This window comes from Saccharothrix sp. CB00851 (assembly GCF_001905065.1).
Classification (GTDB): domain Bacteria; phylum Actinomycetota; class Actinomycetes; order Mycobacteriales; family Pseudonocardiaceae; genus Actinosynnema.
On sequence record NZ_LWLC01000005.1, the window covers coordinates 150,899 to 167,591 of the forward strand.

Sequence of the window (16,693 nt, forward strand, 5' to 3'; positions counted from 1 at the left end):
AATTCGCTCGATGGAGTGCAACCGCGCTTCTCGGAGTCATCATTTGCATTTCAGGTTGTAGCGTGTCACCGCAGGTAAGCTGCGATCGAGAGATGGGTGGAGGACATGGATGGCCTCGGCCGCCGCGAAGGGCCGCTGACCGAGTACGAGGCGGCCGCGCAGTCCTATCAGGACATGTACGGCTGGCAGGTCGGCGTCTACGGCAGCGGCGTGTGGCTGGTCACGGGGCGGCAGGTCGAGGCGCTGGACATGCCCGAAGGGATCGGTGCCCGACTTCTGGACAGGATCGACGCGCCGGTCTTCGAGTCACCCCACGACGACGCGGTGCGATGGGTCGTGCTCGTCAAGCCGCATGATGCGTCACCCATCGGTACGCGGTCCCGTCACCCCGATATCGACCATGTCCGTTCCGGCCGTGCGGTGGACCTGCCGCCGAGCCGGTTCGGACGGCACCTGGTGCGCTGGATCGTCGAGCCGGATCTGTTGACGCTTCCGGATTTCGACGCGGTGCTCCGCGCACTACCCGACAAGTAACCGATCAACCGGAGGAAAATCATGGGCCAGGCAGAAGCGACCGTGTCGATGGGGACGTGGGTCGGAGTGTGGGACAAGGCTGACATCCGGTGCGGCGCACGGGTCAAGGACCAGGAAGTGCTGGTCTCCTTCGGGGAGGCGGAGTTCGAACTCACGCTGTCACGGGCGGCGCTGGAGGAGTGCATCAAGAAGTTCCCGCAAGCGCTCGCTGAACTGGACAGCCAAGCGGTCTAGCGGCGGTTGTGGGTGAGTGGTTACCGTCGACCCACGAAGCGTCACTGGACCGATCAGGAAGAACCCGTGAACACTCGACTCGTCCTGATCGGCGCCGCTGTCGCACTGGCCGCCACCGCCTGCGGCAGCCCAACCGGTGGGGAGACCACGCCGACCGCCGCCACCTCCCAGAGCACCACCGTCGCGCCGGTCGGCCCCAGCCGGGGTGGTCCGCTGGACGGCGTCGACCCGTGCACCCTGCTCACCAAGGCCGAGGCCGAGCGGGTCACCGGGGCGCAGACCGCCGAGCCGGTGGTGGAGCAGGTGGGCGCGGCGCGGGTGTGCAACTTCTCGCCGGGGACGGGACGGCTCGGGGTCGGCGTCCGGACCGCGGCGGGGCTGGCGGAGGTCCAGTCGAACGGGAACCTGGTTGAGGAGTTCCGGATCGGCCGTCACCAGGTCAAGCAGGCCGTGGGTGCGACCGGCAGCTGTGGGATCTTCATCGGGGTCGCCGCGTCGTCCCGGGTCGACGTCGTGCTGAACTCGGGCAGCCCCGACGTGGACCCGTGCCCGGCGGCGATGAAGGTCGCCGAACTGGTCGAGCCGAGGCTGCCCTAGCGGCCGGGGGTCAAGCCAGGCGCACCACGACCGCCGACGGGTGTGCCCCGCGGTAGGTCGCGCGCAGCACGCCGCCGGCCGCGTGCCACTCGAACGCCCACTCGGGTGACCCCGCCGGGAACACCGGGGCCACCGTGACGTCCTGCCCCCGCAGGTGCGGCACGGGCAGGTCCACGGACGGTGGCGCGTCGGGCAGGCGCCACACGGTCAGGTAGCTGTTCGCCGCCGCACGCAAGCCCTGCGCCACCCAGGGGCCCGTGCGGTTGGTCAAGCCCAACGGCCAGAACGGGACCGAGGCGGCGATCTCCGGCCGAAGTCCCTTGTGGACGGTCACCGCCTCGCGCACCAGGGCCCGCTGCGCCGCGTCCATCAAGTCGACCCGACCCGCCAGGTACAGGCGGCCCAGCACGCCGGTCGCCAGGGTGAACGCGGCCTCCGAGGGCGTCATCCCGGGCTGCGCGTAAGCCCAGTTCCCGGCCTGCTCCGGCAGCACCGAAGCGGGCGCGGCGGCGGCGATCGGCGGGTACAGCAACGGGTTCTGCTGGTCCGAAGTGGACTGCAGGTGCAGCCGCGACAGCATCGCGTAGTCCATCCGCATCGCACCGGACGCGCAGTTCTCCAGCAGCAGGTCGGGATGCCGCGCCAGCACCGCGTCCAGCCACGCCAGGTGCGCGCGGTTGTGCCCGAGCAGGCCCTCACCGGGCGCCACGCCGCCGACGTCGGTGCCCGCGCCGGGCATGATGTTGTAGTCCAGCTTGATGTACCCGACGCCGAACTCCCCGACCAGCCGGTCGACCACCTCGTCCACGTGGCGCACCGCCGCGGGGTGCCGGAAGTCGAGGTGGAACCGGCCGTGCTCGCCGACCCGGGCGCCCTGCCGCTGGAAGAACGCCTCTCCCGGCAACGACCGGGCCAGTGCCGACCGCACGCCGACGACCTCGGGCTCCAGCCAGATGCCCGGCACCATCCCGCGTTCGCGGATCCGGTCGGTCACCTCGCCGAACCCGCCGGGGAACCTGGTCCGCGACGGCCGCCACTCGCCGACGCTGTCCCACCACTTGCCGTCCTCGTCGTACCACCCGGCGTCGACGCAGAAGTAGTCCGCGCCCACCTCGGCGGCGGCGTCGATCAACGGCAGCAGCTTCTCCGTGGTCGGGTCGCCCATGAGGGTGTTCATGTAGTCGTTGAAGATCACCGGCAGCTCGAGGGCACGCCGGTTGCGCAACGTGGCCCGGCGCTGCCGCGTCAACGCACCGAACGCCTCGTCCACGCCACCCTCGACGACGGCCACCGAGACGGGCACGGTGGTGAAGCCGTCCCCCGCCGACACCACCCGCGACCACTGGTGCTCGGCGTCCGCGGGCCCCAGCACGGCCACGTACGCGCCCGCGACCGTCTCGCCGACCTCCCAGTGCCACGCGCCGTTGTGCTCGACCTGCCAGGCGAGCGCCCAGCTGTCGTCCCGCGCGACCAGCACGCCGCACGGCAGGTGCTCCCCGGTCGACCACGAACTGCGCGACGTCAGCGCGAACCGGCTGCGTGAGGCGTGGTGGTGCACGGTCGGGTCCATCGACACCAGGCCGGCTTCGCGCAACGGCGTGCGGTGCCAGCGCGACTCGGCGACCCAGTCCGAGTCGCCGTGCACGAGGTCCAGCTCGTCCACCGAACGGCCCGCGTCCACCAGGAACGCCCCGGTGGACAGCGACGTCACCGCCTGCAGGCACACCGAGCCTTCGCCTTCGACGTCGACCTGGGTCCACGTGCGCACCGCGGGCACACCGGCCACGCCCTGGAACGCCGACGTCACCACGAGCCCGCTCACCGGGTCGTGCTGCACGATCCGCAGCTCGTCCACGGATGCCACGTGCGAGCGGTACCGCAGCCGCGCGCCGATCGTGGTGTCGGCGTAGCGGTGACTGCCGGGGAACCGGCCGTGGCCGAGGGCCTGCACCTCGACCAGCGGCACGCCGGCACCCTCCGTCGGGCCGCCGGGCCGCAACGAGACCAGGCTGACCGGCCGGTCCTCGGCGTGGGCGAACACGAGCCGGATCGCGCCCGTGGACCAGGTCACGGTCATTTGGCGACTTCCCCGATTTCCTCCCACGCCCCGGTGTCGTGGTCGTACGCGGCGGCGGCGCCGGCGCGTTCCACGTCCGCCGGGTCGATCTCGACGGCACGGCCGCGTGCTTCGGGGTTCGGCGCGGCGGAGGCCAGGATCTTGGTGTACGGGTGCTGCGGGTTGAGGATCACCTCGTCGGCTGGTCCCCGTTCGACCACGCGCCCCTTGTAGAGCACGAGGATGTCGTCGGAGAAGTGCCGCGCGGTGGCCAGGTCGTGGGTGATGTAGAGGACGGCGAGGTTCTCCTCGCGCTGCAGCCGGGCCATGAGGTTGAGCACGCCGAGCCGGATCGAGACGTCCAGCATGGACACCGGTTCGTCGGCGACCACGACCTTCGCGCCCGGTGCCAGGGCCCGCGCGATCGCGACGCGCTGCCGCTGGCCGCCGGACAGCTCGTGCGGCCGTCGTCCGGCGATGTCGCGGCCGGGCAGGGACACGCGTTCGAGCAGCTGGACGACCTCTTCCCAGCCGTGCGGCTTGCCGTGCAGCTTCAACGGCCGGGCCAGGTGGTGCTCGATGGTGTGGAACGGGTTCAGCGAGGCGAACGGGTCCTGGAACACCATCTGGACGTTGTCGCGGTACTGCCGGTCCGGCACGCGGCGCCCGTCCGGGTCGGTCAGGGTGATGGCGCCGGCGCTGGGCTTCTCCAGCCGGGCGATCATCCTGGCGATGGTCGACTTCCCGGAGCCCGACTCGCCGACGAGGGCGACCGTGCGGCCGGGGGTGAGGGTGAACGACACGTTGTCCACCGCGCGCAGCCGGACCCGGCGCAGGCCGACCCGGACGTGGAAGTCCTTGACCAGGTCGCGAGCTTCCAGCGTGGTCATCGGACACCTCCGGGCGAAGTGGGCTCGCCGGACTTCTCGACCGGCGTCATCTCCTCGCCGGAGCGGACGAACGAGCCGCGTTCGCCGGTCAGGCTGGGGAACGAGTCGAGCAGCCGACGGGTGTAGGGGTGCGCGGGCTGTTCGAACATGTCCTGGGCGGTGGCGTACTCGACCACCTCGCCCTCCTTCATCACGGCGATGCGGTCGGCGAGTTCGAGCAGCAGCGGCAGGTCGTGGGTGATGAACAGGACGGCGAAGCCGATCTCGTCGCGCAGCCGCAGGATCTCCCGCAGGATGCCGCGTTGCACGACCACGTCCAGCGCGGTCGTCGGCTCGTCCATGATCATGACCTGGGGGTCGAGCAGCAGGGCCATGGCGATCATGACGCGTTGCCGCATGCCGCCGGACAGCTCGTGCGGGAAGGAGCTGAGCCGCCTCACGTCCACGCCGACCAGCTTGAGGACTTCCTCGCACTTGGCCTTGCGCTGCGCCTTGGTCATCTCCGGGCGGTGGGTGGTGAGCACGTCGTCCAGCTGCGCCCGGACCGTGAGGACGGGGTTGAGCGCGTTCATCGCGCCCTGGAACACCATGGACAGCTTCGACCAGCGGAACGCCCGCAGTTCGCCCGGGGTCAGCGCGAGCACGTCGATGTCGCCGCCCTCGCGGTCGTGGAACGTGACCGAGCCGGTGGTCACCTCGGCGGGTGGCCGGTGCAGCCGGTTGACGGCGTAGGCCAGGGTGGTCTTGCCGCAGCCGGACTCGCCGGCCAGGCCGAGGATCTCGCCGCGCCGCAGCGTGATCGAGACGTCCTTGACCGCGTGCACCGGCTTCTCCACCTGGTACACGACGGAGAGGTTGTTCACGGTCAGCACCACGTCGTCGTCCGTGCGCTTCACGGGCTCGGGCGCGCGCTGCGCCTCCGCCTTGTCGCGGCGGGGGATGTCGCGGAGCTTGGGGTTGATGATCTCGTCGATGCTGAAGTTGACCAGCGCCAGGCCGCAGCCGAACAGGGCGATGACCAGGCCGGGCGGCACGAACCACCACCAGGCGTCGCGTTGCAGCGCGAAGCCGTTCTGCGCGTAGTAGAGCATCGTGCCGAGCGTGGACGAGTTGGACGCGCCCAGGCCGAGGAACGACAGGCCCGCTTCGCTGAGGATCGCGTAGATCACCGAGAACACGAACTGCGAGGCCAGCAGCGGCAGCAGGTTGGGCAGGATCTCGACGGTGATGACGCGCCACGGCTTCTCGCCGGAGACCTTGGCGGCGGCGACGTAGTCGCGGTTGCGCAGCGACAGCGTCTGGGCGCGCAGCACCCGTGCCGACGCGGCCCAGCCGGTGATCGCCAGCACCACCGCGATGGTCCACGAGCCGCGCTGGTCGGCGGGCACGAACGCGGAGATGACGATCACCAGCGGCAGGCCGGGGATCACCAGCATCACGTTGGAGAACAGGGAGAAGCCCTCGTCGACGTACCCGCCGATGTAGCTGCCGACGATGCCGAACAGCGCCGACAGGGCGGTCGCCATCACGCCGACCAGCAGGCCGATGTAGAGCGAGCCGCGGGTGGCGTGGGCGAGCTGGGCCACGATGTCCTGGCCGGTCTGGGTGGTGCCGAGCCAGAACTCGCCGCCGGGGGCGGTCAGGCCCAGGTCGCGGATCGTGTTGGGGTCGCCGACGAGCAGCGGGCCGATCACGCCGATGAACGTGATCACCCCGATCAGGCCGAGGCCGACGCCGAGCTTGGGCGACCAGCGCGGCAGCATCGACCGCCAGCCGGCCCGCCCGCGCGGAGCCTCGACGGTGACAGCACTGAGATTCGTCACGGTGTCCGTTCCCCTTCTCAGCCGCTGACGCGGGTGCGCGGGTCGATGACGGCGTAGAGCAGGTCGACCACGAGGTTCGCGCCGAGCACGGCGACCGTGATGACCAGGAAGATGCCCTGCATGAGGGCGTAGTCGTTGTTCTGCACGGCCTGCAGGAGCTTGGAGCCGATGCCGGGGTAGGAGAACACCTGCTCGGTGATGATGGAGCCGGCCACCACGAACCCGAGCGAGATCGCGAACCCGGCCACGGACGGCAGCACCGCGTTGCGGGCCGCGTACTTGATCATGATCCGGGAGTCGCGCAGGCCCTTGGCCTTGGCGGTCAGCACGTAGTCCTCGGCGGTGGCCGACACCATCATGTTGCGCATGCCCAGCAGCCAGCCGCCGACCGACGAGATCACGATGGTCAGCGCGGGCAGCGTGCCGTAGTAGATCGCCGAGCCGATGAACTCGGCGTTCCAGCCCGGCCACAGCACCACGTCGTAGCCGCCTTGCAGCGGGAACCAGCCCAGGGCCGAGGACAGCACCGCGACCAGGATCAGCGCCAGCCAGAAGTACGGCACGGCGGCCAGCACGGTGGTGGCGGGCACGAGGCTGTCCAGCCACGTGCCGCGCCGCCACCCGACGAACGTACCCAGGACGATGCCGAGGGCGAACGACAGGAACGTCGCGATGCCGACGAGCATCAGGGTCCAGGGCAGGGCTTCCGCGATGATCTGGGACACCGGTGTGGGGAACGAGCTCACCGAGATGCCCAGGTCACCGCGGAACATGTTGCCCAGGTACGCGAAGTACTGCTGGATGAGCGACTCGCCGCTGTTCGTGCCGAGCAGCAGTTCGTACGCTCTGCGGGCCGACGGGTCCACGGTTCCGCCGCGTTGCGCGAGCTTCGCCATGAGGATGTCCACCGGGTTGCCCGGCATGAGCCTCGGGATGAAGAAGTTCAGCGTCAGCGCCGCCCAGAGGGCGACCAGGTAGAACGCGAACTTTCGGGCGTAGTACCTCATCGGTCCGCCTATCGCCTCACTCAGTCGTTCACTGGCCGGCCGGCTTGAGCTTCAGGTAGATCTCGGAGTGCTCCGGGCGCGCCCAGACCGCCGGGAACGAGTAGAGGTCTTCCTTGGTGGGCCAGCCGGTGAACTTCTTGGCGTTGAACTCGCTGGTGGTGCCACCGGTCAGGACCGGGATGTACGGGATCGACTTCTCGATCTCGGTCTGGATGGTGTCGAAGTACGGCTGGCGGGCGGCGTCGTCCTCGGGGTCGACGCCCTTCAGCGCGGCGAGCGCGGCGTCCACCTGCGGGTTGGAGAACCGGGAGAAGTTCGGGTTGGCCACCTCGCCGACCTTGGCCGTGGTCGCGGTGCTGAAGAAGTAGGACGCGTTGTAGAACGGGTCGGGCGCCGGGCCCTGGTGCAGGGAGTCGATCAGCAGCTCGAACTCGCCGCGGCCGCGCGCGTCGGACCACTCGTTCCAGGACACCTGCTGCGCGGTGACCTTGATGCCGGCCTGCTGCAGCTGCTGGGACATCGTGTCGACGGCGGTGATGTAGTCGGTCCAGCCGGCGACGACCTTCAGGGTCATGGCCAGCGGCTTGCCGTCCTTGGCGTAGATGCCGTCGGCGCCCTTGGTGTAGCCGGCGGCTTCCAGCAGCTGCGTGGCCTTGGCCGTGTCGGGCTGCATCGGGGCGGTCTTCTCGGTGAGCTTCGAGGAGATCTGGTCGGAGTCCCGTTCAAGGAGCGCCGCGCCGGGCGAGACCTCGCTGGCGGTGTTCTCGAACGCGAGCGAGTTGATCTGGGTGCGGTTGATGGCGTAGTAGATCGCCTTGCGCACGGCCACGTCGGTCTGCGGTCCCTGGCAGCCGAGGGCGGCGTTCGAGCAGGTGAACAGGGCGACCTGGTTCATCGGGATGGTGATCGCCTTGTAGCCGGGGTAGTTCTTCTCGACGTTGGCGATGTCCGGGACGGGACCGGTCTGCCAGTCGATCTGACCGGCCCGCAGCGCGGCCTCACCGGACTGGTTGCCCGACAGCGCGAGGTAGCGGACCTTCTTCAGGGCGGGCTCGCCGGAGTGGTAGTCGGGGTTGGCCTTGAGCGTGAACGCCTGGGCCTTGAACTCCTCCAGCATGAACGGGCCGGTGCCGACGGGCTCCTTGACGACGTCGGTCGCCGGGGTCGCGATGTCCTTCCACTTGTGCTCGGGGACCATCCAGATCCGGCCGAGGACTTGCGGGCCCTCCATGTAGGACGGCTCGGTGAACTTGACCGACACGTGGGTGTCGTCCACGGCGGTCGCGACGCCCTTGTAGCCCGTGCCGTTCATGGCCGGGTTCTTGGTGATCATGTCGAGGGTGAAGACGACGTCCTTGGCGGTGAACTTCTGCCCGTCGGTCCAGTTGGCGTCGTCGCGCAGCTCGATGTCGAGCTGGGTGCCGTCGGCGTTCCACTTGAAGCTCTTGCCCAGGCGGGGGCGCGGCTCGACGTCGCGGATGTTGTTGAAGAAGAACAGCGGCTCGAAGATCGTGCCGGGGCCTTCGAGCATGGTCGGCGAGAACGGGTTGAAGTTCAGCTGCCAGTCGCCGGACTGGCCGGTGTACACGATCAGCGTGTCCTTGTTCGCGTCACCGCCCGCGCTCGATCCGCCACACGCAGTCGCGAGCATGGCGACCGCGGCCAGCCCGGCCGCCGCCATGCGCGCCCGTGAGAAGCGCCTTGCCTTCAGGAACATCGTCGATTCCTCTCGTGGCCCGAGACCGGCCGCGGTCCCGCGTTGAGGCAGATTGTTAAGTCATCGAAGAAACGAAGTCAACACCTCGGCGTCATCTGCCGGTCAAGTTGCTACTCTTCGTCCGTCGAACGAACTAAGACGAACGCGGGGGACCACGTGAGCGGACCGGCGCGGGCGACGCAACACGCGAGCAGCAAGGCGGCCGTGCTCGACGTGATCCGTGCGGCGGGCACCATCAGCCGCGTCGGCCTGATCAACGCCACCGGCTTCACCGGCGCCACGATCTCGACCGTCGTCCGCAAGCTCATCGACGAGGGCCTGGTCGTGGAGACCGGGCGGGCCGAGTCGACCGGTGGCAAGCGCAGGGTGCTGCTGCAGCTCAACCACTCCTCCCGGTACGCCGTCGGCGTGCACCTGGACCACGCGGGCATCACCTACGTGCTGACCAATCTCGGTGGATCGGTCGTCGCGCGCATTTCGAGGGCGGGCGCGGGCGCGGCGGAACCGCGGACCGTGGTGGCCCGGATGGCGGCCGAGGTGAAGGGCCTGATCGACGGCGTCGGCGTCGACCACAAGCGGGTGCTGGGCCTTGGCCTGGTCTCCCCCGGGCCGCTCAGCTCGGACACCGGCATGGGGCTCACCCCGCCGTCCATGCGCAAGTGGGAGGACTTCCCGCTCGACCAGGAGCTGGAGCGGGCGACGAACCTGCCGGTGGTACTGGACAACGACGCCACCGCGGCGGCGTTGGGCGAGCACTGGTCGGGCGGTATCGGCGGCACGGCGATCTCGGCGGCGCTGTACATGGGCACGGGCATCGGCGCGGGCCTGGTCATCAACGGCATCACGTACCGGGGCAGCAGCGGCAACGCCGGGGAGATCGGGCACATCTGCGTGGACGCCGACGGGCCGGAGTGCTGGTGCGGCGCACGCGGGTGCGTGGAGGTGCTGGCAGGACCGGCGGCCGTGGTGGCGGCGGCACGGGCGGACGCGGCACTGGCCGGTTCGGCGGGGTTGACCGGGCGGGCGCGGTCGGTGTCGTCGGACTTCGCGGCGGTGAGCCGGGCGGCCCGGCGGGGCGAGCCTTCGGCGTTGGCGATCCTGGAGCGGTCGGCGCGGTACATCGCGGTCGCGGCGCGGACGTTGGCCAACATCATGGACCTGGAGGTGCTGGTGCTGACCGGGCCCAGCTTCGCCATCGCCGGCTCCGTCTACCTGCCCGTGGTGCGCGACGAACTGGACCGGGCGTTCTTCTCTCGGGCGGCGCACGGCGTGGACGTGCGGCTGTCCCGTTCGGCCGCCACGGCGTCCGCGATCGGTGGGGCGGCCCTCGTGCTGCAGTCCGAACTCGTGCCGCTCCACGAAGGGCTGAGGCTGCCGGAGAACCTGGCCGACTCCGAGCCCGCCGCCCTGCCCGCCTCGGGTGAGTGACCGGCGGCCCGTGAGCGTTGAGTTCACCGCTCCCGAACGTTGGACTCTCGCGGGCTGAGCGTTGGACTCTCGGAGTCAGTGGCGGGTGGCCCAGAGGAGGCCGCGTTCGATCAGCGAACGGACGGGCGGCAGGGCGAGGTCGGCCAACTGGTGCCCGATCGTGCAGGCGAAGACCCGACCGGCACCCCAGCGACGAGTCCACACAGCCGGCACGGTCAGCTGACTGTGCCAGGGCGGCACAGCGGCGAAGGTCGTGGTCGCGTGGACGTCGTTGAGGCCGTCGGTCAGCACCCAGTACTGCTCGGTCCGCAGCTCGAACCCCTCGATGCCCTCCACGATCGGGTGGGTGGACGTGATCTCCACCCGGTGGTCCACGAAATCACCGGGATGTGCGACGAACTGACCGCCGACCAGCTGCAGGTAGCCACGGGAGTGGCGGAACGCGTCCACCAGGCCGCCGTGCCACCCGGCCAACCCGGTCCCACCCCGCACCGCCGCTTCCAGGCAGCCGAACTGCTCGTCGGTCAGCACCCCGTCGCTCCAGCACTGGAGGACCAGGTCGTAGGTACCGAGGCGGTCGTCGTAGACGTCCAGCGAGTCCGACACGTCGACCGCGAAGCCCGACGACCGCAGGAACGGCAGGAACGAATCGGTGGCCTCCACCGGCGAGTGCCCGGCCCAGCCACCGCGAACCACGAGTGCCTTCACGGTGTCGAACCCTAGTGCCGCGACCGGCAGCCCCGGGTCAGGCTCGGGCGACCAAACCCACCAACTGGTTCACCAGGCCCCCGGTCAGGCCCTCGCGCACCAGTTCAACCGCCGTCGGCCCGCCCAGCTCCCGCATCACCTGCGCGACCGCCTCCGTGGGGTTCGCGTGAGGCCACAGGCCTGCCGTCATCACCAGCACGGCACGGGCGAAGTGCAGCGCCGCGGCCTCGTCCAGCACCGGCACCCGTGCCCGCACCAGGTCCGCCAGCCGGGCCGTGTGCGCGTGCGCCCGCCGCTTGAACACGCGCGCGAACTCCACCGTGATGTTGCGCTCCAACACCCCCGCCATCCCGCTGACCAACTCGCACAGCAGCCGACGGCGCAGCAACGACGTCGCCACCACCGTCGCGACCTCCTCGACCTCGCCGACCGACGCCAGCGCCTCCTCCACCTCGTCCAGCCAGGCACCCCACTCCTGGTCCAGCACCTCCAGGAAGATCGCCTCCCGGCTGTCGAAGTACCGCAGCACGTTCGACTTCGCGAGGCCGACCCGGTCGCTCAGCTCGCGCAACGAGATGTCCGCGACGGGCCGCTCCCGCAGCATCGCGCACGCCGTGTCGAGGATCGTGCGCCGCCGCTGCTCCACCTGCTCGGGCCGCCTCGCGCGCTGGAACTCCACGCCCGCAGGCTAACAGCCCACCGGTCTGTTGTCGGCCGCGCGCTTGACCGCCGCCACCGTGGGTAGGTGGCCGGTGTGCAGACGTTCCTGCCCTGTGCCACCTTCGCCGGCAGCGCCGCCGTGCTCGACCCGCGGCGGCTCGGCAAGCAGCGCGTCGAAACGCTGCAGATCCTGCGCGCCCTGGTCTGGCCGACCTACGGCTGGAAGCGGCACCCGGCGGTGCTGATGTGGCGCGGCTTCACGCCCGCGCTGGTCGCCTACGGCGTGGCGGTGTGCGACGAGTGGCGCCGCTGGGGCCACCGCGACGGCCTGCGCGCCGCCCTCCTCGACTACACCGGCGGCCGGGAGCCGACGTGGTCCTGGTGCCTGGCCGAAGGCCTCCTGCCGCCCTGGCTCGGTGACGACGACCTGCACCGCAGCCACCGGTCCGCGCTCCTGCGCAAGGACCCCGACCACTACCGACCGCTGTTCCCCGACGTGCCGGACGACCTCGACTACGTCTGGCCCGCGCCCGTGCTCCCGCTGGACGTCCCCGAGACCGAGGGCCTGATCGCGTGCCACGTCGACCGCCCTCCCCTGCCCGCCGACGACCGGCCACCACCGCCGCTCGACCACCGGCCCGGCCCGTCGGTCGCCCGCGCGCCCACCGAGGCCGACCTGGCGGCCGTGCGCGCCGAGGCGGCCGACCCGCGCCAGGTCCGCTTCTTCCGCCGCGGCCAACGCCTACCAGCTCCGACCAGCCGTTTCACCCTCCGGCTCAGGTTCGCGGAAAAAAGTCCGGCAGAAAGTGCGGCGGACGTGTCGATCCGGCGGGGTCCCCGTTCGTCGTCCCAGTAAGAGCAGCGAGAAGCCATCGAGCAGGGGAGCCCGAGATGACCACCACGACCGACACCCGCCGCGCCGCCGCCCAGCCCACCACCTCCACCGCCACCAAGCGCAACGACCTGGTGCTCGCCGCCTTCCGCGTGGTCGTGTCGTTCCTGTTCGGCCTGCACGGCCTGCAGGGCCTCGGCTTCCTCGGCGGTATCGACGGCCAGGGCACCGCGGTCGCGTTCGGCTCGTGGCCGGGCTGGTACGGCAGCGTGATCGAGCTCGTCGGCGCGACCCTGGTGCTGGTCGGCCTGGCCGCACGCCCGGCGGCGTTCGTGCTGTCCGGCGCGATGGCCTACGCCTACTTCACCGTGCACCAGCCGGAGGCCCTGCTGCCGATGCACAACATGGGCGAGCTGGCCGCCGTCTACAGCTGGGTGTTCCTGCTGCTCGCGGTCCTCGGCCCGGGCGCCTTCACGGTCCAGCGCGCGCTGCGCCGCTGACCTCGGCGAGAACCACCCGCCCGAGGGCGCACCTCCACCCGGAGGTGCGCCCTCGCCGCGTGTTCAGGCCGCACGCCCGTGGGCACCCTGCGGACATGGCCGAGACCCCCATCGCATACCCCGGGCTGACCGACGACGTCCGTCCCACCCCAGACCACGGCGAGGCGACCTACCGCGGCACGGGACGGCTCACCGACAAGAAGACCATGATCACCGGCGGCGACTCCGGCATCGGCCGTGCCGTCGCGCTGGCGTTCGCGCGCGAGGGCGCCGACGTGCTCATCACCTACCTGCCCGACGAGGAGAAGGACGCCCGCGACACCGCGCGGCTGGTGGAGGAGGCCGGGCGCAAGGCGGTGACCGTGCCCGGTGACCTGCGGGAGGAGTCGCACTGCGCGGCCGTCGTGGCCCGCGCGGTCGAGGAGTTCGGCCGGATCGACGTCCTGGTCAGCAACGCCGCCTACCAGATGTCGCAGGAGGGCGGGCTGCTCGACATCACCAGCGAGCAGTTCGACCGCGTCATGAAGACCAACGTGTACGCGATGTTCTGGCTGTGCAAGGCGGCCGTGCCGCACATGCCCGAGGGCTCCTCGATCATCACCACGTCGTCCATCCAGGGCTTCCAGCCGTCGTTCCAGCTCCTCGACTACGCCACCAGCAAGGCGGCGATCGTGAACTTCACCAAGGGCCTGGCGCAGAACCTGGTCGACCGCAAGATCCGGGCCAACTCGGTCGCGCCCGGTCCGGTGTGGACGCCGCTCATCCCGGCCACCATGCCGCCGGAGAAGGTGGAGAGCTTCGGCGAGCAGGCGCCCATGGGCCGCGCCGGGCAGCCCGCCGAGCTCGCGCCGCTGTACGTCTTCCTCGCCTCCGCCGAGTCCAGTTACATCACCGGCGAGGTCATCGGCGTGACCGGAGGCTCACCCATCACATGAAAACCGCTGGTCAGCGGCCCGCTAAAAAATCTTGAAGAAAAATCGGCGACCGTGTCGAACCAGGACCCCCTTCGTTCGTCGCGTCAGTAGAGGCCAGGATGGACCGGCCGGACGAACCGACAGGGAGAACCACAATGCGTTTCATGGTGATCGTGAAGGCGACCGAGGAGACCGAGGCCGGGGCCCAGCCGAGCGCGGAGATGCTCAACGAGATGGCCGCGTTCAACGAGGAGCTGGTCAAGGCGGGCGTGCTGCTGGCGGGCGAGGGTCTGCACCCCAGCGCCAAGGGCGCGCGGGTCTACTTCTCCGGCGATCAGCGCACGGTCGTCGACGGCCCGTTCACCGAGACCAAGGAGCTGATCGCGGGCTTCTGGCTGATCGAGGTCAAGTCGCTGGAAGAGGCGGTCGAGTGGGTGAAGCGGGTGCCGAACCCGACGGGCGAGGAGTCCCAGATCGAGATCCGGCAGGTCTTCACCGAGGACGACTTCGTCAACGCCTCCGAGGAGCTCAAGGAGCGCGAGCGCGAGCTGCGCGCCCAGCAGGACGAGGCCCGCGCCCAGGGCTGATCTCCCGACCCACCTCCGCTTGCCGCCGCGCATCGGTAGCTGATCTGATCCCAGGTCGTGATGGCTACCGATGCGCGGCGTGCGGTCGAGGCGGTGTGGCGGATCGAGTCCGCCCGGCTGATCGCCGGCCTGGCGCGGATGGTGCGCGACGTCGGCTTGGCCGAGGAACTGGCCCAGGACGCGCTGGTCAGCGCCCTGGAGCAGTGGCCGGAGCACGGCGTGCCGCGCAACCCGGGCGCGTGGCTGATGACGGCGGCGAAGAACCGGGCCGTCGACCTGATCCGGCGCAGGCAGAACTACCAGCGCAAGCTGGAGCAGATCGGGCGCGACACCGAGCACGACCACGCGCCCGACGCCGCGGCCAAGGTCGGTGACATCGACGACGACCTGCTGCGGCTGGTGTTCACCGCGTGCCACCCGGTGCTGTCCACCGAGGCGCAGGTGGCGCTGACCCTCCGCATGCTCGGCGGCCTGACCACCGAGGAGATCGCCCGCGCGTACCTGGTGCCCGAGGCGACCGTGGCGCAGCGGATCGTGCGGGCCAAGAAGGCGCTGGCCAAGGCCGGTGTCCCGTTCGAGGTGCCGGCGGAGGACGAGCGGGACGCCCGGCTGTCGTCCGTGCTCGGCGTGATCTACCTGATCTTCAACGAGGGCTACTCGGCCACCGCGGGCGACGACTGGATGCGCCCGGCGCTGTGCGAGGACGCGTTGCGGCTGGCCCGCGTGCTGGCCGGCCTGATGCCGCGCGAACCCGAGGTGCACGGCCTGGTGGCGCTGCTGGAGATCCAGGCGTCCCGGGCCAAGGCGCGGGTCGGCCCGGACGGCGAACCCGTGCTGCTGCTGGACCAGAACCGGGCCCGGTGGGACCAGCTGCTGATCCGCCGCGGCCTGACGGCGTTGGCGAAGGCCGAGTCGCTGGGCGGCGCGGGCGGACCGTACGCGTTGCAGGCGGCGATCGCGGTGTGCCACGCGCGGGCCCGCGTGCCGGAGGACACCGACTGGACCCGCATCGCCGGGCTCTACGAGGCGTTGTCGCTGGTCGCGCCGTCACCGATCATCGAGCTGAACCACGCGGTGGCGATCGGGATGGCGTTCGGCCCGCAGGTGGGGCTCGAACTGGTGGACGAGCTGGTGGACGAGCCCGCGTTGAAGGGCTACCACCTGCTGCCGAGCGTGCGCGGCGACCTGCTGGTCAAGCTCGGCAGGCACGCCGAGGCGCGCGAGGAGTTCGAACGGGCCGCCGGGCTCACCCGCAACGAGCGGGAGCGCAAGCTGCTACTGGACCGCGCCGCCGGCTGCTGACGGTTCCACCGAGGTCAACGGCGGTCGAGGCGGATGCGCACCGCGAGGGCCGCGCACCCGACCACGGCGACACCGCCCAGCAGGGTCGGCCAGGTCAGCCGCTCGCGCAGCAGCAGCGCCGCCCACCCGATGGTCAGCACGGGCTGGACCAGCTGCACCTGGCTGACCCGCGCCATCGGCCCGATGGCCAGGCCGCGGTACCAGGCGAAGAAGCCCAGGAACATGCTCACCACGGCCAGGTAGCCGAACGCCGCCCACTGCCCGGCCGTCCCCGTCGGTGGCCGCTGGACCGCCGAGACCGCGGCCAACGTGACCATCACGGGCGAGGACAGCACCAGCGCCCACGACACCGTCTGCCAGGAGCCGAGTTCGCGGGCCAGCAACCCGCCTTCCGCGTAACCGACCGCGGCCGTGGCGACCGCGCCGAACAACAGCAGGTCCGACCAGCGCGGCGGCCCGAACCCGTCACCCGACAGCGACGCGAACACCAGCGCGGCGACCACACCGGCCGCTGCCGTGCCCCAGAACGCCGACGGTGGCCGTTCCTTGCCCCGCACCACGGCCATGACCGCGGTCGCGGCCGGCAGCAACGCGATCACCACGGCGCTGTGCCCGGCCGACGCGGTGGTGAGCGCGTAGGAGGTCAGCAGCGGGAAGCCCGCGACGACACCGCCCGCGACCACGGCCAGCCGCGCCCACTGCGCACCGGTCGGCCGGGTCTGCCGGGTGAGGGCGAGCGCGGCACCGGCGAGCAGCGCCGCGACGACCGCGCGGGCGGAGCCGATGAACAGCGGGGACAGTCCCGCGACCGCGATCCGGGTGAGGGGAACGGTGAACGAGAACGCCACCACGCCGAGCAGGCCCCACCCCAGGCCCGCGCGCACAGGCGATAGCACCGGCGCCG

Annotated in this window: 17 protein-coding genes; 9 read left to right on the forward strand and 8 right to left on the reverse strand. The window is 70.8% G+C overall.

Going from position 1 to position 16,693, the window contains the following annotated elements; all coding sequences use genetic code 11:
• Positions 1 to 96: 96 nt before the first annotated feature.
• From A6A25_RS07930 to A6A25_RS07940, 3 genes are all read left to right on the forward strand, one after another.
• Entirely contained in the window at positions 97 to 534 is a 438-nt protein-coding gene (locus A6A25_RS07930) for a hypothetical protein (protein WP_143193016.1), read from the forward strand.
• Positions 535 to 555: 21 nt separating this feature from the next.
• Positions 556 to 768, forward strand: coding sequence for a hypothetical protein (locus tag A6A25_RS07935; protein ID WP_073887264.1), 213 nt, complete (start codon positions 556 to 558; stop codon positions 766 to 768).
• A 66-nt stretch (positions 769 to 834) separates the two neighbouring features.
• Complete coding sequence (locus tag A6A25_RS07940; RefSeq protein ID WP_073887265.1) at positions 835 to 1,365, forward strand: DUF3558 domain-containing protein; 531 nt, start codon at positions 835 to 837, stop codon at positions 1,363 to 1,365.
• A gap of 10 nt (positions 1,366 to 1,375) precedes the next feature.
• On the opposite strand, the gene A6A25_RS07945 is transcribed toward A6A25_RS07940, so the two are convergent.
• From A6A25_RS07945 to A6A25_RS07965, 5 genes are read right to left on the reverse strand one after another with little or no spacing between them, the layout of a single operon-like run.
• Positions 1,376 to 3,442: a glycoside hydrolase family 36 protein gene (locus tag A6A25_RS07945; protein WP_073887266.1), complete on the reverse strand. Its 2,067-nt coding sequence runs from the start codon at positions 3,440 to 3,442 to the stop codon at positions 1,376 to 1,378.
• Complete coding sequence (locus A6A25_RS07950; protein ID WP_073887267.1) at positions 3,439 to 4,311, reverse strand: ABC transporter ATP-binding protein; 873 nt, start codon at positions 4,309 to 4,311, stop codon at positions 3,439 to 3,441. The genes A6A25_RS07945 and A6A25_RS07950 overlap by 4 nt, the downstream gene beginning before the upstream one ends.
• Positions 4,308 to 6,134 (reverse strand): dipeptide/oligopeptide/nickel ABC transporter permease/ATP-binding protein, encoded by a 1,827-nt coding sequence (locus A6A25_RS07955; protein ID WP_073887268.1) that lies wholly within the window; start codon positions 6,132 to 6,134, stop codon positions 4,308 to 4,310. Before A6A25_RS07955 ends, A6A25_RS07950 begins: the two co-directional genes overlap by 4 nt.
• A 17-nt stretch (positions 6,135 to 6,151) precedes the next feature.
• A complete protein-coding gene (locus tag A6A25_RS07960) occupies positions 6,152 to 7,141 on the reverse strand; it encodes an ABC transporter permease (protein WP_073887269.1) in 990 nt (329 codons plus the stop codon).
• A gap of 28 nt (positions 7,142 to 7,169) precedes the next feature.
• Entirely contained in the window at positions 7,170 to 8,858 is a 1,689-nt protein-coding gene (locus A6A25_RS07965) for an ABC transporter substrate-binding protein (RefSeq protein WP_083668101.1), read from the reverse strand.
• A 156-nt stretch (positions 8,859 to 9,014) separates the two neighbouring features.
• Here A6A25_RS07965 and A6A25_RS07970 point away from each other — a divergent pair, with 156 nt between their 5' ends.
• Complete coding sequence (locus A6A25_RS07970; protein ID WP_073887271.1) at positions 9,015 to 10,286, forward strand: ROK family transcriptional regulator; 1,272 nt, start codon at positions 9,015 to 9,017, stop codon at positions 10,284 to 10,286.
• Between the two features lie 75 nt (positions 10,287 to 10,361).
• Here A6A25_RS07970 and A6A25_RS07975 read toward each other — a convergent pair whose 3' ends face one another.
• Positions 10,362 to 10,994 (reverse strand): ThuA domain-containing protein, encoded by a 633-nt coding sequence (locus A6A25_RS07975; RefSeq protein WP_198932602.1) that lies wholly within the window; start codon positions 10,992 to 10,994, stop codon positions 10,362 to 10,364.
• Between the two features lie 37 nt (positions 10,995 to 11,031).
• Positions 11,032 to 11,673 (reverse strand): TetR/AcrR family transcriptional regulator, encoded by a 642-nt coding sequence (locus A6A25_RS07980; RefSeq protein WP_073887273.1) that lies wholly within the window; start codon positions 11,671 to 11,673, stop codon positions 11,032 to 11,034.
• A gap of 66 nt (positions 11,674 to 11,739) precedes the next feature.
• On the opposite strand from A6A25_RS07980, the gene A6A25_RS46590 reads away from it, so the two are divergent.
• From A6A25_RS46590 to A6A25_RS08005, 5 genes are all read left to right on the forward strand, one after another.
• Positions 11,740 to 12,510, forward strand: a complete 771-nt coding sequence (locus A6A25_RS46590) for an MSMEG_6728 family protein (RefSeq protein WP_073887274.1) — start codon at positions 11,740 to 11,742, stop codon at positions 12,508 to 12,510.
• Between the two features lie 35 nt (positions 12,511 to 12,545).
• Positions 12,546 to 12,986: a DoxX family protein gene (locus A6A25_RS07990; RefSeq protein ID WP_073887275.1), complete on the forward strand. Its 441-nt coding sequence runs from the start codon at positions 12,546 to 12,548 to the stop codon at positions 12,984 to 12,986.
• 95 nt (positions 12,987 to 13,081) lie between these two features.
• Positions 13,082 to 13,921: an SDR family oxidoreductase gene (locus tag A6A25_RS07995; protein ID WP_083668103.1), complete on the forward strand. Its 840-nt coding sequence runs from the start codon at positions 13,082 to 13,084 to the stop codon at positions 13,919 to 13,921.
• Positions 13,922 to 14,055: 134 nt separating this feature from the next.
• Positions 14,056 to 14,487, forward strand: a complete 432-nt coding sequence (locus A6A25_RS08000) for a YciI family protein (protein ID WP_073887277.1) — start codon at positions 14,056 to 14,058, stop codon at positions 14,485 to 14,487.
• 60 nt (positions 14,488 to 14,547) lie between these two features.
• Complete coding sequence (locus A6A25_RS08005; RefSeq protein ID WP_073887278.1) at positions 14,548 to 15,789, forward strand: RNA polymerase sigma factor; 1,242 nt, start codon at positions 14,548 to 14,550, stop codon at positions 15,787 to 15,789.
• 14 nt (positions 15,790 to 15,803) lie between these two features.
• Here the strand turns inward: A6A25_RS08005 and A6A25_RS08010 are convergent, their stop codons facing one another.
• The gene (locus tag A6A25_RS08010) at positions 15,804 to 16,685 is read right to left on the reverse strand and encodes a DMT family transporter (protein ID WP_198932603.1); all 882 of its coding nucleotides are present in this window, start codon (positions 16,683 to 16,685) and stop codon (positions 15,804 to 15,806) included.
• Between the last annotated feature and the right edge of the window lie 8 nt (positions 16,686 to 16,693).

What these genes read in the sequence shown, in the direction of transcription:
- A6A25_RS07935 (WP_073887264.1), top strand. Translation starts at nt 556, where the DNA reads ATGGGCCAGGCAGAAGCGACCGTGTCGATGGGGACGTGGGTCGGAGTG.
- A6A25_RS07945 (WP_073887266.1), bottom strand. Translation starts at nt 3,442, where the DNA reads ATGACCGTGACCTGGTCCACGGGCGCGATCCGGCTCGTGTTCGCCCAC.
- A6A25_RS07950 (WP_073887267.1), bottom strand. Translation starts at nt 4,311, where the DNA reads ATGACCACGCTGGAAGCTCGCGACCTGGTCAAGGACTTCCACGTCCGG.
- A6A25_RS07960 (WP_073887269.1), bottom strand. Translation starts at nt 7,141, where the DNA reads ATGAGGTACTACGCCCGAAAGTTCGCGTTCTACCTGGTCGCCCTCTGG.
- A6A25_RS07965 (WP_083668101.1), bottom strand. Translation starts at nt 8,858, where the DNA reads ATGTTCCTGAAGGCAAGGCGCTTCTCACGGGCGCGCATGGCGGCGGCC.
- A6A25_RS07990 (WP_073887275.1), top strand. Translation starts at nt 12,546, where the DNA reads ATGACCACCACGACCGACACCCGCCGCGCCGCCGCCCAGCCCACCACC.
- A6A25_RS07995 (WP_083668103.1), top strand. Translation starts at nt 13,082, where the DNA reads ATGGCCGAGACCCCCATCGCATACCCCGGGCTGACCGACGACGTCCGT.
- A6A25_RS08000 (WP_073887277.1), top strand. Translation starts at nt 14,056, where the DNA reads ATGCGTTTCATGGTGATCGTGAAGGCGACCGAGGAGACCGAGGCCGGG.
- A6A25_RS08005 (WP_073887278.1), top strand. Translation starts at nt 14,548, where the DNA reads ATGGCTACCGATGCGCGGCGTGCGGTCGAGGCGGTGTGGCGGATCGAG.